This is a genomic window from Klugiella xanthotipulae, assembly GCF_006716695.1.
GTDB classification, from domain to species: Bacteria; Actinomycetota; Actinomycetes; order Actinomycetales; family Microbacteriaceae; genus Klugiella; species Klugiella xanthotipulae.
On sequence record NZ_VFPN01000002.1, the window covers coordinates 414,226 to 429,719 of the forward strand.

Consider the following 15,494-nt stretch of genomic DNA (forward strand, 5'->3'; position numbering starts at 1 on the left):
CCGGTGCCCGTGTGACCACTGAGAATAATCGGTCACAGACCAGCCGTCAACACACAGCTTCCTCGGACCCTAGTCCGAGGCCAGGGAGCTGTGGCATCCGCGGTTGGGGCGGATGCCACAGTCATTTCCACACCCCGCCCTCGTCGGCGCACCACGAAGCGGCGACCGGCTTTCGTGCGTGGCGGGTGGGCACGGATGCATATGCGTAGCCTAGAATCGAGTCCATGCCTAATCTCTTTGCACGCACACTCATTGTGATGCCTGCATTTAACGAAGAGGCCGTCGTCGGAGATGTGGTGCGCGAGGTCTACGCCACGCTTCCAGGGGTTCACTGTCTGGTGGTGAGCGACGGGTCGGTTGACCACACCGTGGCACGTGCGCGGGCAGCCGGTGCTACCGTAGCCGATCTCCCGTTCAACCTGGGAGTGGGCGGTGCCATGCGCGCAGGGTTCAAGTATGCGCGTGAAAATGGCTTCGATAACGTTGTGCAAATTGACGCCGACGGCCAACACGACCCGGCAGGGGTGCCCGATCTGCTCGCCCTGTTGGGTGAGGCTGATGTCGTGATTGGTGCCCGGTTTGCGGGAGTGGGCAGCTACACCGTGCGTGGCCCCCGCAAATGGGCAATGAAGTTTCTCTCCGCCGTACTGAGCAAGACGGCCCACACTCAGCTGACCGATACCACCTCCGGGCTCAAGGCCAACGGGCCACGCGCCGTTGCACTCTTTGCCGACAACTACCCGGCGGAGTATCTCGGCGACACCATTGAAGCGCTCGTGATCGCGGGTCGCTCCGGGCTGGTCATCCGCCAGGTTCCCGCAGCGATGCGGCCCCGTGCCGGCGGTACCCCCTCGCATGCCCCGATTAAGGCGGCCGTTTACCTGGGCAGAGCGATGATGGCCCTCGCCATTGCCTACCTCCGTCCCTTACCGAAGGCAGGAGCGCTCGAGTGACGGTGACCAGCTATATTTTTGGTATTTTCACAGCCGTTATCACACTGGGAGTCGTTATCGAGATGCTGCGCCGCAACCGCCTCCGGGAGCGGCACGCCGTGTGGTGGCTCTTCGGCGGTGCGCTGGGCCTCGTTATCGGCATCTTCCCGGGCTCACTCGAATGGGCCGCCTCTGTTATTGGCATTGAGGTGCCCACCAACCTGGTGTTCTTTGTCAGCATCGCCCTGCTCGTGCTCGTGTGTATCCAGCACAGCTCGGAACTCACCCGATTAGAAGATAAAACCCGTATCCTGGCCGAGGAATCGGCCCTGCTCGCGGTTCGCGTGCGCGAATTAGAGACCGCTACGGGCACCGGCCCCGGCCGACTCGGCCCACACCTCGACGGACAGGACACGACAGAATGAATCGAGCGGCACCCACGGATACCCGCACCACTCGACCCGCGGTACCCGCCTTCCTCCGCGGGCGCTGGCGTGTCTTCTTCGTGTCGTGGCTCCTGCTCACCGGACTGATGTCGATCTGGGCCATCACCACCCCCGTCTCGGGCTCACCGGATGAGCCCGCGCACATGGTCAAGGCTGCATCCGTGGTGCGCGGTCAGTTCATTGGCGAAAACTCACCCTCGGGTCACCAGGTTCAGGTGCCCGCGTACATCGGGGAGACGACCGACAAACGCACCTGTTTTGCCTTCCAAAACAAGGTCAGTGCCACCTGCCAGCCCGCCCCCGCCGCCGAGAGCAACGCCACGGTGACGGCCCCCACTACGGCGGGGCTCTATAACCCTGTTTACTACCTCCTCGTCGGCTGGCCCACCCTCATTTTCACCGACACCACCGGCATCTACGCCATGAGAATTGTGAGTGTGGCGCTCACCAGCCTTTTCATGGCCTTTGCAATCTCCTGTGCGGCCACCTGGCGCGTCCGTCGATACGCCATGATGGGCGTTCTCATTGGGGCCACTCCGGTCTTCCTGTTCCTGGGGGCGGCCGTCAACCCCAACGCCGTTGAGGCGAGTTCTCTTTTCGCCGTCTTTGTGGGAATGCTCACCATCATCACGCAAAGAACCACGCCACCGTCTGTCCTCATGGAGCGTGGAATAGCCGTGGCCATCGCGGGTATGATCGGGGTCAATACGCGCGGTTTATCCGCGCTATGGTTGGCCATAGCGGTACTCGCTCCGCTCATTCTGCTCTCCGGAGCGCAGCTTCTTGAGCTGATCCGAAAACGGATCGTCATCATCACGGCAATTCTCGTTGCCCTGGGCAGCGCATTCGCGATCCTCTGGCTACTCTCCTCAAATGTGCTCGGGGCCGGCATTGACGATACCAACCTCGACCGGAAGTACCCCCTCTACGGCCAACCCTGGTGGATGGGCTTCCGCATCCTGATTATGGGGTTCTTCGACTACTCGAAGGGCATCGTTGGACTGTTCGGCTGGCTCGATACACCGGCTCCAGAACCCGTCTACTTCCTGTGGGCAACTCTCACCGGTGGCGTTTTCATCCTGGCGATGGCCGTGCTGCGCGGTCGCAAGCTCATCATGGCCACGACGCTGACGGCTCTCTTTATTCTGCTACCTGCCATCATCCAGGGCATGTACATCACGGGGGGCGGACTGATCTGGCAGGGGCGCTACAACCTGCCGCTCTTCATGATGCTTTTTTTCACCCTGACCGTGGGTGCGGGCGAGTACCTGCAGCGGGCCCCCGCCTACGCTCAGAAGCGCGCGAGCGTGATCGTGGTGATTGCCCTGGGCCTGGCCCACCTGTACGCATTTACCGAGGTTCTTCGACGGTTCACGACCGGGCTCGATACCGGCTGGCCGCAAGCGTTGCGCTACCCCGAGTGGAAACCGCCGCTCGGCACCATCCCCGGGCTCGGGATCATTCCGATCATCTGCACCTATGCTCTGGCTCTGGCGGTAACACTGTGGTTCTGCCTGCGAATCATGCGCACACGTCCCACTGAAACGGTTACCCCGGAGGTGGCCGATGCCGACACGGTAGACACCGAGGCACCCGCGGATGCAGCCCTCGAGCCGGCTCACGCCACCTCGGAGCCGAACGCTACCCCGACACCCCACTAGCAGCACGCCACACACGCGGTGATGCCCCGCCACCACGGTGGCGGGGCATCACCCTTTCGTATCCGTCCTAGCGGCGCTTGAGCCGGTTCGAAACCTTCTTCACCAAAATCTTAGGCCCGCCGTTTTTCAGGTAAAACACGGCCAGTTCCACATCGCGGGCGAGACCGTGCTTGCGAACGCGTACCCGCCGACCGGCGGCGACCGGGCTATCGAACGAGGCCCCCTGCCGAATGCGATCCTCGGCGAAGTGAGCCTCGTTCACGAACGATACGAGCGGCTCCAACACGCGGTCCCAGAAGTAGTCCTGGCGTACCTCGCGAATGTTCTCCCGGACCGCCTCAGCAAAGGCGTCGTCAAAGAGAACACGTTCGAGCGCATCCGTAAGCGCCGACACATCCTCGGCGGGCACCGCAACACCCAGGCCGCGCTCGGCAACTAGTTGGGCGAAGTGGTCGCCCTCCGTCACCACCATCGGTAGTTCGGCCCAGAGGTAATCGAGAATGCGGGTGCGAAACGAAAACGTGGTCTCCACATGCGAGAAGTGCGTGCTCACACCGGCGTCCGCCTCGGTGAGGAAATTCTGCCGATCAGCGTAATCCACCCAGGACGAGTTAAAGAAGACGTTCTGATCGAGCACACCCAATTCGGCAGCGAGAGCGCGTGATTCGGCAACGATGGCCATCTCCGGCACCCCCGGGTGCGGATGCTTGGTGCCCTGGAAAAACAGGCGCACGTTCTCCCGTCGCCGACTCAACTCGGCCACCGCGCGGATGAGGTTCTTGGGGTCAAACCAGTTGTAAACCCCGCCGCTCCACAGCAGCACCTTGTCGTCCGGGCCGATACCGGGCCAGACCCCCTTGAGCACGTCGCGCTCATGCCGAGGCGGCTCAGTATCGAGGCCAAACGGTACGACGCTGATCAGCCCGGTGAGGTCGGGATCGTTCTCGTAATTGGCCGGGTTGATGCGGCCCAGTGCGGCCAATTGGCCAAGATAGAAGTGCCGCTGACGCTCCGAGGCGCACAGGAAGTAGTCGCCGCGTTCCAGTTGCTCGTTGAGCACATCCGTAGCCGAGGACACCTGACGCGTCCACTCGGCCCCGCCGTGCTCGCGGCCCTGCTCCAGATGTTCCAGGTGCATGGGGTCGTAAATGTCGCAGACAAGAATCTTGCTGGTCTCCCGAATGCACCGAAACAGCGCCATCGCGAGCCCCTGGAAGACAACCACATCGGCCTTCTGCTCAAGCGCCTTCATATCTTTCTCCGCACCGGGAGCCACATGCACGATATCGAACGGGGCATCCACCTCGCCCTGCACTCCGGCAAGAGTCACGAGGGTTACGAGGCTATGGGCAGAGAGCGCCTGAGCCATATTCCACGCGCGGATAGCCGGACCGGCCATCTTCGGCCCGATGGGGTCGCCCGTGATAATCAGCACCCGACGCGCCTCGGGGGCGTCCAGCACAGCAAACGTGTTCACCAGGTTGGCATAGCCCTCGTGAAAATAGTCACCGGCGAAGGCGGGGGCGTCGGTCTCGCCAAAGAGACGCCACAGCTGGCGGTCATCCACCACCCGCGTGGACTGGATCTGCTCCCGCGCCTCGCGGAGGCCCGGGAGCTCGGCGACAAACTGGTCAACACCGTAGAGCGTGGCCAGGGTACTCTTCGGCACCTCCTGGGTTTCCCCGTCGCTCCCACCTTTTCGCAGGTCGAGCGAGGTTGAGTCGAGATCGCCGCGGGCAACAGCGCGGCGGGCGGTGAGGGCAATCGCCGCTGCCAGGTTCTCGTGCAGCGACTCCTCCCCCAGGTTCTTGTAAAGCGTAAAGAGCGCGTTGCGTTCCAGAAAATAGGTTTCCTTAAACGAGCCAAACTTGCTCATCGACGCGTGGTGTTTGTGGTAAGCGAGCGAGGCAGGCTCGTACACGTAACGGTAGCCAGCGAGGTTGAGGCGCCAGCCGAGGTCAACATCCTCGAAGAACATGAAGTAGCGCTCGTCGAAGCCGCCCAGCTGGTCGTACACGCTGCGGCGCACAAACATGGCTGAGCCCGTGCCAAAGAGCACATCCTTCACCGTGTCGGGGGTGCTCGGGATGCTCTCCCCGGTAAACGGTTTGTAGCCCATCCCGTACCAGGTGAGGGCCGCACCGATGAAGTCAACCTTCTCTCCCTCCCAGTCGAGCACGCGGCTGGCCACCGCGCCGATCTTCGAGGAGCGCTCGAAGCGGTCAACAGCCGCTCGGATCCACTGGCTGTCTGGCCGGGCATCGTTGTTAAGCAAGGCCACGTACTCCCCAGAGCTCTTCGCCACCCCGAGGTTGCACCCCCCCGCGAAGCCCAGATTCTTCTTCGACACGATGAGGTTAATGCCGCTCACCTCGGTGCGGAGGCGCTGCTCGCTATCATCGCCGGAGGCGTTCTCCACCACCACGATCTCGAGGCGGTCCTGGGGCCAATCGATGGCTTGGAGGTTACGGATAGCGTCGAGGGTGTCGTCCGTACCCCGAAAGTTTACGAGGACAACGGAAACGACGCCTGAGTGTTGTGCAGACATACACACCTTTCGGGGAATCTGGGCTGCGGTCATCCTATCAGCGCCGGGTTGGCTCGGGATGGGTGTCGGCACGCGGTGCTACCGGCGGAGAAGACCCGCCACCCGACGCAGCGGTGCCGTGAGCCAGGCAACGACACCGCCCACCCGCCACTCGGCCGTGGCGTGGATATTGGCGCGACCCGCCGACGCAAGCTCCATTCGTCGGAAGCCTAAATCGGGCACCGCAAGCCACACCTCCACGATGCGCGGCAGCCGCCGCAGCTCGGTTGTCACCGGCACGGTGGGCAGCACCTTGGCCACGGCGCGGAGCATGGTGTCCTCGGGACCAATCGGGATGAGGGCAGAGGAGAGATCGTTGTGGTCAACGATGCGCTTATCAACTGAGCGCGCATCGGGCGGAGCCGCCCACACGTAGGGCACGGCGCAGACCCGGGCCGCGAGCGCACCGTAGGGCGACACATGGCCCACAGCGAGCACAACGGTGACCTCCCCCGCGGCAAGAATCTCCGTCACCTCACGAAAGAGCTCGGTGGCCCGCTCGGCAAGCATTAGCGTATCGTGCGGGAAGTCCTCCGAGCCCACGACCACGTGCAACACGTCGGTCCGGTCGCGCCAAGCGTTAGCCCGCTCGCTGCCGTCGGTAATCACCAAAACCTTCACGAGCGCCTCCCGCCCCGCTGACGCCACCAGCGCTGAACGGAGCGGATCGGTGCCATAATCTGTTCCCCCACCTGGTAGCGAGGCAGCGAGCGCGGATCCACATCGAGGTGAACGGCGGAGACAACCCGGCGGAACGTGGCCGGCAGCGTCATCCAATGGTGCACCAGATGGGGCAGGTGAGGCAGCTCAAACGTGACCTCGTCGGAGACCGCCAGAGCCTCCAGGCGGTCGATAACCGCCCCCACCGGGTAGCGCGTGGCGAGTACCCGGTCAAATCGCTCGCGCGCGGCGCGGCCGTCGGTCATCACGCGCTCCGTCTTGCCCCGGTACGCACTGATCGCCTCGGCCAGGCTGTGTGCATCCCCCGAGTCGAAGAGGATGCCGGTCACCCCGTCCTCCACCAGCTCCAGGTTTGCTCCAGCCCGGGAGGCCAGCACGGGCAGACCCAGCGCCATGTACTCGGTCGTACCGCGGCCAAACGCCTCGGCGCGTGACGCCGTGATACCCACATCGGCCTCGACGACGTAGGGGAAGGGGTTACTCACCTCGCCAACCAGTTGTACGTGCTTCTCCAGCGAGCGTTCACGCAGCAGAGCCTCCATCCGGGCGCGTTCGGCCGGCAGAATCGAGCCGACGAGACACAACCGCACGGGCTTACCCGCCGCCACCAACTCCGTGACGGCATCAATGACGGTGTACTGGCCCTTCGACTCGGCCACCCGGCCCAGCATCACGAGTCGGAGGTCCTTCGGGTTATGCGTGAAGACCCACGGCTCCCGCCCCGCCTCCCAGTCCTCCTGAGAGCGCTCACGTACGCTGTCTGCATCCACATCGGGATACTGCACCATCATCGTGCCGGCATCCACCCACGGAGCGATGTGGTCGCGAATCGTCTCGGAGTTGGTAATGACCACCTGTGAGAGCAGGTTGAGGTCGGTGTAGGTCTCTTCGCGACCAAGGGCAAAGGTGAGGCCGTGATCCAGGTCACCAAATTCACGGACAAACCAGGCGTGTGGCACCTGAGCGAGCGCGGCGGCCACCCCGGCCCAGGGCGAGACGATTGTGTTGGTCACGACAAGATCAAATTTGCGTTCAACGATGATCTGACGGATGAGCGCAATCGCGTTGGCATTATTCCGCTCGTTGCCCAGGATCTCGTAGTCGTCGGTTGAGGGCACGGTCAGTACCCAGGAATCGTAGGGAATCGTGTGACACTCGATCTCGCGCGCGCGAAGTTCGGGCTGCAGCAGGCCCTCGGGCGTACGGGCCACCACCACAATCTCGATCTCGGGGGTGCGGGCACGCCAGACGTCGATCAGTCGCAAAAACGACAACTCGGCCCCGCCAAGATTCTCCTGGGCGGAGCTGTGGGACAGCATCAGAACCCTCACCGGACCATCCTATGCGAGCACCACCTGGGCACACACCGAGTGCCGGATACCCGCAGAGACCGCCCCGTAGACTAAATAGCACCGCCCACCGTCCCGGCCCAGGAAAGAGTCACCCCATGACGACGCGCTCTGCCGCCAGTCCGCCCACTCGCACCACGATTGTGGTTCCGGTCTACGGCGACTGGCCCACGCTGCACCGCTGCATCGACTCACTCCTCGCGCACGCCTCCCCTGAGCGGTGTGATGTGCTCTTTGTGAACGACTGCGGGCCAGAGGCAGACGCCCTGGAGGCGGGCATCCTCGAGGCTATCGAGGGACACCCCACCCTGCGCTACGAACGCAACCCGCATAATCTGGGCTTCGTGGGCACGTGCAACCGAGCCGTTACCGAACTCGACCAGACCGACAACAACATCCTGCTGCTCAACAGCGACGCCGAGCTGACGGCCGGGGCACTCGAGGAGATGGTGGATGTCCTGCACCTCAGCGAGCGCCACGCCACGGTCAGCCCGCGCAGCAACAATGCCACAATCGCCTCACTACCCTTCCAACGCCGGGCCGCGGAGAACGAGCCCCGCGAGACCGACCGAACGGCCCGGGTGTTTGCCACCCTCGCCGAGCGGTTACCCCGCTACTATGTGAGCCCCATCTCGCACGGCTTCTGCCTGCTCGTGCGGCGCTCACTCCTCCACAACCACGGGCTCTTTGACCCGGTCTTTGGCCGCGGCTACAACGAGGAGAACGACCTGTGCCTACGTCTCAACGCGCTCGGCTACTCGTCGCTGATCGCCAACCACGCGCTCGTGCTGCACGCGGGCAGCGCGAGCTTCGGCAGCGAGCAGCGCGGCGAGCTCGAAACGCGCAACTCGGCCATCCTGCGCGAACGTTACCCCTTCTATCCGGATGCCGTGGTGCGGTTCATCCAAAACTCCTACACCGCCGCCGACCGTTTCGCCGACCTGATCGTACCGGACGGTGCACCGCGCCGCCGCGTGCTCGTGGACCTCTACGAGATGCCCGCCGTGCACAACGGGACAACCCGCAACATCCTCACCTTTCTGGAAACGCTGCGGGGCGAACGACCCGAACACCTCGAGGTGGTACTCGCCGCCCAGCCCGACGCCATTGTTCACTTCGATCTGCCGTCCTACGGCTTCCGCGTGGTGCCCTACGCGGAGATCGACGGCATCTTCGACCTGGGCATTGCGATCTCACCCGTGGCGAGCACCGACCAGCTGATCGCCCTCAACCGCTTCTGCCTGCGCTGGGTTGTCTCCTACCTCGACATTATCGCCCTGCGCACGTGGGATATCCGGGTGCAGACGCCCGAACGCGCGAGCGTCATGGAGCTGGCCCTGCGCTACGCCGACCGGACGATAGCGATCAGCGCGGCAACGGTCGCGGATGCCCGCCTCTTCTTCACCGGCATCGAGGAGAGCGCTTGGGAACGCGTACAGGTCATCCCCATGGGGGCTGGGTCTCAGGTCGAGGCACCACGGCCAGCTACCGATACCCTTCCCTCCGCCATCCGCGCGCTGATCGGAGCGGGTGACTACGCGCTCGTGATGGGTAACGCGTTTGCCCATAAGCAGCTGCGCCAGGCGCTCACGGCGCTTGCGGCGAGCAGCGTTCCCGTCGTGGTCCTGGGACCGGCCACACTCGCCGCCGAGTTTCCGCACGCCACCTTCCTCCCCTCCGGCGCGCTCGACGAGTTCTGGCTGAACAAGCTGTACCGCTCATGCGGTTGCCTGGTTTTCCCCTCCGCCTACGAGGGCTTTGGCCTCCCGCTCGCCGAGGCCGCACGGCTGGGTGCCCGCACAGTGGCCTTCGACACCGTCACCACCCGCGAGGTGGTCGCTACGCTCCGCATCGGCGACTATGTCACCCTCTTCGATCACTTCGACGGGCTCGCGGATGCCGTAGCCACGGCGATCACCGAGCCCCGGCTTCCCGCCGCCACCGGCCTGCGCAGTCTGGCCGACTACCAGCGTGAGTTCTGGGCGAGCGCGAGCGAGGTACTCGCCAGCGCCCCCGATCTCGACCGACTCGCGGCCCGTGACCACACCGTGGGCATCCTCGCGGCACAGGCCGAACCCGTCATTGCTCATGAGCGGCAGCTGGAACAGCACCTGGAACAGGTGACGGGCAGCCGCAGCTACGCCCTCGCCCAGCGACTCGCGGCGGCATCCTCTCGGCTACGTCGGCTACGTGGGGGGCTGCGCCGCTAGAGAGGTGCCCTCCGCGGTTAGCGCGTGACCGTCTTGCACCCCACCTGGGCGGTACGCGCCCCGTTGGCACTAATCACCGAGGTACACACCGTGCTTTTCCCCGCCGGAAGCGGAACGGTGAGCGAGTAGCCGTGAGTAGGTCCCTGTGCGGGGTACACGCGCTGCACATCCGACCGGGGCACGTTGGCGAGGGCGGTGGTACTGAGTTTTCCGTTCACCGAGACAGACACATTGACCGGCGCCTTAACACCAGCCTCAAAGCCCCAGCCGGAGACCACCACGTTGGCTCCGCTCACCGTCGCCGAGTCCAGGCGTCCGTCCAGCTTCGCCGCGCTGACCGTAACGGTCTTACAGCCCAGAGCCCGGGAACCCGCGCCCGATAGTGATCGAGCGGTCGCGCACACCTGGTGCGTACCCGCGGCCAGAGTCGTCGTGTAGCCAAACCCGTGGGCGGAGCCCTGCGCGGGGTATGCCCGCTTCACATCGGGTCGGGCAACGTTGGCGGTGACCGGCACAGCCGGACCCCCGTCAACCGTCACGTCAACCCGGGTCGATGCGGTGCTCGTGGGATCAAACGCCCACCCGGATGCGCTCAGGGTGGTGCCCAACACGGAAGCAGCCTCCAGCTTGCCCTGCGGCACGGCGGCAACCCGCGTCACCGTTTTACAGCCCAGATCGGCGGTCTTGTCTTTCTGCACGTTAACAGCCTGCACACAGACGGTATTGGCACCCTCTTTCAGACCGGGGACAGCGACCTGGTAGCCGTGGGTTACCCCCTGAGCCGAGTAGACGCGCTGCACATCCGTGCGCGTTGCGGTGGTCACCGCGTCGCTGACCGCCACGCCGTTGAGGGTCACCCGAACGGCAATCGCGTTGACAGTGGCCGGGTCAAAGGCCCAGCCGTTCACGGAGGCCGTGGAGCCGGAAACCGTCGCCGACTCGAATCGACCAACGGGCGTCTGCGTCGTCACCGTGATATCCGCGCATTTGAGCGCGACCTTGGCCGTACCCGCGGCGTTCACCGCGTAGGTGCACACGTTGTAGGTTCCCACCGCACGCGGCAGGACCTCGGAGTAACCGAGCAGGTTGGTGGTCGCCGCGGGGAAAAAACTCTTGAGGTCGCTACTCGCCTTATTTGCCATGTGCATTGAGGTGTACTTACCGTTGACGTAGAAGTGCAGACGACCGCCGGTACCCGAGGCACCCGTGACCACCCAACCCTCCGCCTTCACACCGCGAGCGGTCGCCTCCAGCACGGCGGAACGGCCCGTAAGCGTACCCGCATCGGCCGTTACCTTCACGCTACGACAGCCCAGATTGGTGCTGCGGGTGGATCCGGCGTTCACCGCGGTCACGCAGACGGTACTCGTACCAATCGGCGAGGGCATGTTAAGGGTAAACCCGTGGCGGTCACTCTGGAGGGGGTACGCACGTTTCACGTCTGCGCGGAGCGCCGAGGCGGCCTCCTGAGAATACAGTTTGCCGTTGACGGTCGTCCGAATGTTCACGGGGGCTGTGACCCCCTCGTCGAAGGCCCAACCGCTCAATTGGATGCCGCCCGAGGTGCCGGAGACCGCTTCCAGCTTTGCCCTCACCTGCGTGGCCCCGTTAGGGGAGCCGAACCACTTCGTGAAGTAGTTATAGAAGTTGCGATTCCCGTAGGAACTACAGCTGTTACCCGTACCGAACCCGGCGGCGAGAGCCGCAGCATTCGGCTGGTAGGGCGTGTACACGTAGAGTCCGGCCGTGGCCTGGTTGCGGATGAACACGGTGGAGGATCCACAGGCCGCGTTGGGGTGATACAGCACAGCGTTATTAGCCCCGGCCTTGTAGCGGTAGTTCTGTGGGTTGGCCGCGTAACGCTTAAAAGCTGTCGCCGCCTGGTAGACCTGGTTGAAGAATCCGTAAAACTGGGCGTCACAGGGGGCGGTATCCGGGCATCCGTACCCCATCGCCGCACGCATCTGAAAGGAGCTGGGGTTGGCAGCGGTGATGAGGCCCTGCTCTTTTTGCAGGGTCACGAGCAAGACCTGAGGGTTCACACCGCAGATCGTGGCCACCTTCTTGATGATGAGGGCCGCCGATTCGTTTGTCCCGGCGGGGTACCCCGAGCAATAGGCCGTCGCGGCCCGACTCGCGGTGTTCTGCCGATAGTTCCTCAGGCAGCTTGATCCCGCCCCACAGCTCGCAACCTGCCCGTTGAGAAATGTTTGAATCTGAGTTTCATTCATCGTGTTCGGATTAAAAAAGAGTGCGTCGGAAATAATATATCCGGGATCAAACCCGGCAGCCTGGGCTGGTTCATCGGACACGCTCGGCACAACAGTAAGTACGGTGGCGCACAGCAGCGCCGACAACGCAAGCACCCCACACTTTTTTAACGCACGAAAAGTTCCCACCCTGCTATTCATACTGACCATGTTAAGCGAGACGGCGGCACAACCACCAGCTTTTGGCCATTATGCTCAGAATGCTCTTCGAGCGCCAGGACTATACTTGGGTGACTTTGCCCGTAACATCCGAAGGAAATATGACTGCCCAAGATCGCTTTGATGCCCTCTCACATGAGCCGCTTCAATCGGTTGGTGGCGGCACCAACAAGATCCAGTTCTTTGCCTCGGTGCGGGATATCTTCGACAACAGAGCACTCCTTGACCTGTTGATCCGCCGAGATCTGAAGGCCAAGTACAAAGACAGCGCCCTGGGCTTTCTGTGGACCCTCATTAAGCCCCTCACGCAACTCCTGATCTACTGGCTCATTCTGGGGAAGGTCCTCCAGGCTGAGCGCAATATCCCGGAATTTGCCATCTACATCTTTGCCGGGTTGACGGCATACGGCCTGTTCTCGGAGATCCTGAGCAGCGGGACCTCCTCAATTGTCAGCAGCAGCGGCCTGATCAAGAAGGTCTACCTGCCGCGCGAGATTTTCCCACTCGCAGCCATTGGCTCCGCCCTCTTCAACTTTGTGGTGCAGTTCGCGATTCTGGTGGCGGCGACAATTTTGATCGGCAGTTTCCCCCTCAGCTGGCGCATTCTGTACATCATCCCCGCGGTACTCCTACTTGTCATTCTCGGGCTCGGCCTGAGCCTCCTCCTCTCGGCCATCAACGTCTATCTCCGAGACATAAAATACTTGGTCGAGGTGGCCACCATGGTGCTGATGTGGGCGTCGCCCATCGTCTACTCCTGGTCGATGGTGCACCGCATTCTGGGTGACGGAATCGGCATGGCTCTCTACACCAACAACCCCATCACCCTGGCGGTTTTGGGCTTCCACAAGGCCATGTGGACGGGCGGAGGGGAACCCACCGCGCAGGAGTACCCTGACAACCTCATGCTGTCGCTGTGGGTGGCCATCGGCATCAGCACCCTCATCACGCTTGTTTCACACGCCGTCTTCCGTAAGCTACAGGGCAACTTTGCCCAGATGCTCTAGTAGCTCTGTCACCGGACAAGGACATCCCCGCAATGACTTCTGACTCAACTCTCGCGCACGACTCCACCCCCGCCGCACGGGACACCCCCGTGATGGTGAAGGTTGATAGCGTGACCAAACGGTTCCAGATTCGCAGCGACAACTCGCTCAAGGAACGCATCGTTACCCTCGGCCGCGACGGCCGCCGCCACCGCCAGGATTTCTGGGCCCTCGACGGCGTATCACTCACGATCAACGCGGGGCAAACGATCGGCCTGATCGGCCACAACGGCTCGGGTAAGAGCACGCTCCTCAAGATTATCGGCGGCGTTATCAGCCCCACCGCGGGGGAGGTGATGCGCCGCGGTCGCCTGGCTGGCCTCCTCGAACTCGGTGCCGGCTTCCACCCCGACCTCACCGGCCGCGAGAATATCTACCTCAACGGTGCCATCCTGGGACTCAGCACGGAGGAAACCGAGGCACAGTTTGCCGATATCGTGGCATTCTCCGAAATTGGCGAATTCATCGACACCCAGGTCAAGTTCTATTCCTCCGGCATGTACGTGCGCCTCGCGTTTTCGGTCGCGGTACACACCGACCCCGACCTCCTCCTCGTTGACGAGGTACTCGCCGTGGGCGACGAAGCGTTTCAGCGCAAGTGCCTCGATAAGATCCGTGAATTCCAGCAGGAGGGTCGCACTATCATCCTGGTAACTCACTCGATGGCCACGGTCCAGAACTTCTGCGACAGCGTTGTTCTCCTCGACCACGGTGTCGTCACCTACCAGGGCGAACCACGCACCGCGATTGAAAAGTTCCGCGACCTGCTGGAAGAGGCCCGCCAGGAGCGCCTCCCCGAAGAGGAGAAACGACTGGGGTATACTCCCGGTCGCGTCACGGGGGCCACCGCACGGGGTCGCGACAAGGAAGCCTATACACCGATCGGGCCGGGCGAGGATGTCCTGATCACCACCGAGGTCGAACACGATGAGCCCCTCGCGGAGTGGGGGGTCGCCATCCAGGTGACGGATTCCCGGGGCAACAACATCTTCTCGACGAGTTCGGCACGACTCGGACAAGAATTCAGCCCGCTCCAGGCCAATCGCCGGTTACAGTTCACCCTGGCCGACAACCACCTGGGATCGGGTAAGTATGCCGTCACAGTTGCACTCGTTGACGGGTCCGGCGAGCAGATTCACCTGCGGCGCCAGGCCACGACGTTTACCATTCAGACCGCCACCAATGTGGGCGGTGTGGTGTACGTCGATACGTCGGTCGAAGACCAGGGAGTTGTGTCCTAAACTGACCATGCGTACCAATGCGAAGCGGAGAACACTGTGACAGAGACCCTGGTAGTCACGGTCGCGTTTAACTCTGCTGACGTCCTCGACGATTTTTGTGCCTCGCTCCCCGCGGCCAGCGAGCGAGGCTTCCGGCTCGTCATCGTTGAGAACAACTCCGGCGAGCGAGAGGCCACCCGAGACATCGCCCGGAGGCATTCGGCCCAGTTTGTCGCCCTTGACCAGAACCTCGGCTACGGTGGCGGCATCACGGCGGGTCTCACCCAGCTCGCAATCAGTGAAGATTTCATCCTGATCGCCAACCCAGACCTCGTCTTCCACCCCGGTGCTATCGACGCCCTCGTGGACGCCGCCCATCGCAACCCGCAGGCCGCCGCGTTTGGCCCCCAGATTCTCAACGTGGATGGCGGGGTGTACCCTTCTGCTCGCCAGCTACCCTCGCTGCGTAACGGCATTGGCCACGCGCTCTTCTACCGCCTGTGGCCGAGCAACCCCTGGACGGCACTCTACCTTCAGGAAACCAACACCAGCACAGAGCGGCCAGCCGGCTGGCTTTCGGGGGCGTGCATCCTCATTCGACGTGACGTCTTTGACGCCATTGGCGGCTTTGACAGCACCTACTTTATGTACTTCGAAGATGTTGACCTGGGCGCGCGCATCGGCCGCGCTGGCTGGGCCAATATGTACGTGCCCAGCGCACTCGTCACCCACCGCGGTGCGCACTCCACCTCCACGAGCGAATCTGCCGCCATGATGATCCGTGAACATCACCGTAGCGCCTACACCTACCTCTCCCGCAAATACACGGGCTGGTACCTGGCCCCCCTGCGCCTGGTCGTTCGTGGGGGGCTCTCGTTCCGAAGCTGGTGGCTCACCCGTCGCCTGTAGTGCACTGTCATCACCCGACCAGAA

General features: G+C 63.2%; 11 protein-coding genes. 7 read left to right on the forward strand and 4 right to left on the reverse strand.

All coding sequences use genetic code 11. The features are described from left to right. Positions 1-224: 224 nt before the first annotated feature. From FB466_RS08015 to FB466_RS08025, 3 genes are read left to right on the forward strand one after another with little or no spacing between them, the layout of a single operon-like run. The gene (locus FB466_RS08015; protein ID WP_141917450.1) at positions 225-953 is read left to right on the forward strand and encodes a glycosyltransferase family 2 protein; all 729 of its coding nucleotides are present in this window, start codon (positions 225-227) and stop codon (positions 951-953) included. Continuing rightward, entirely contained in the window at positions 950-1,357 is a 408-nt protein-coding gene (locus FB466_RS08020; protein WP_141917452.1) for a DUF2304 domain-containing protein, read from the forward strand. Before FB466_RS08015 ends, FB466_RS08020 begins: the two co-directional genes overlap by 4 nt. Next, positions 1,354-3,039, forward strand: coding sequence for a DUF2142 domain-containing protein (locus FB466_RS08025; protein WP_141917454.1), 1,686 nt, complete (start codon positions 1,354-1,356; stop codon positions 3,037-3,039). Before FB466_RS08020 ends, FB466_RS08025 begins: the two co-directional genes overlap by 4 nt. Before the next feature lie 67 nt (positions 3,040-3,106). Here FB466_RS08025 and FB466_RS08030 read toward each other — a convergent pair whose 3' ends face one another. The 3 genes from FB466_RS08030 to FB466_RS08040 form a co-directional block, all read right to left on the reverse strand. Next, positions 3,107-5,587, reverse strand: coding sequence for a glycosyltransferase (locus FB466_RS08030; RefSeq protein WP_141917455.1), 2,481 nt, complete (start codon positions 5,585-5,587; stop codon positions 3,107-3,109). 78 nt (positions 5,588-5,665) lie between these two features. Then, positions 5,666-6,247 carry a hypothetical protein gene (locus tag FB466_RS08035; protein WP_141917457.1) on the reverse strand — a complete coding sequence of 194 codons (582 nt, stop codon included), beginning with the start codon at positions 6,245-6,247 and terminating at the stop codon, positions 5,666-5,668. After that, positions 6,244-7,626: a glycosyltransferase gene (locus tag FB466_RS08040; RefSeq protein ID WP_211344787.1), complete on the reverse strand. Its 1,383-nt coding sequence runs from the start codon at positions 7,624-7,626 to the stop codon at positions 6,244-6,246. The genes FB466_RS08035 and FB466_RS08040 overlap by 4 nt, the downstream gene beginning before the upstream one ends. A 128-nt stretch (positions 7,627-7,754) precedes the next feature. On the opposite strand from FB466_RS08040, the gene FB466_RS08045 reads away from it, so the two are divergent. After that, positions 7,755-9,866, forward strand: a complete 2,112-nt coding sequence (locus FB466_RS08045; RefSeq protein ID WP_170206074.1) for a glycosyltransferase — start codon at positions 7,755-7,757, stop codon at positions 9,864-9,866. Between the two features lie 17 nt (positions 9,867-9,883). On the opposite strand, the gene FB466_RS08050 is transcribed toward FB466_RS08045, so the two are convergent. After that, positions 9,884-12,232: a hypothetical protein gene (locus FB466_RS08050; RefSeq protein ID WP_141917462.1), complete on the reverse strand. Its 2,349-nt coding sequence runs from the start codon at positions 12,230-12,232 to the stop codon at positions 9,884-9,886. A gap of 164 nt (positions 12,233-12,396) precedes the next feature. On the opposite strand from FB466_RS08050, the gene FB466_RS08055 reads away from it, so the two are divergent. From FB466_RS08055 to FB466_RS08065, 3 genes are read left to right on the forward strand one after another with little or no spacing between them, the layout of a single operon-like run. Continuing rightward, a complete protein-coding gene (locus tag FB466_RS08055; RefSeq protein ID WP_141917464.1) occupies positions 12,397-13,302 on the forward strand; it encodes an ABC transporter permease in 906 nt (301 codons plus the stop codon). A gap of 32 nt (positions 13,303-13,334) precedes the next feature. Beyond that, entirely contained in the window at positions 13,335-14,582 is a 1,248-nt protein-coding gene (locus FB466_RS08060; RefSeq protein ID WP_141917466.1) for an ABC transporter ATP-binding protein, read from the forward strand. Between the two features lie 36 nt (positions 14,583-14,618). Next, positions 14,619-15,470 (forward strand): glycosyltransferase family 2 protein, encoded by an 852-nt coding sequence (locus tag FB466_RS08065; RefSeq protein WP_141917467.1) that lies wholly within the window; start codon positions 14,619-14,621, stop codon positions 15,468-15,470. Positions 15,471-15,494: the final 24 nt, after the last annotated feature.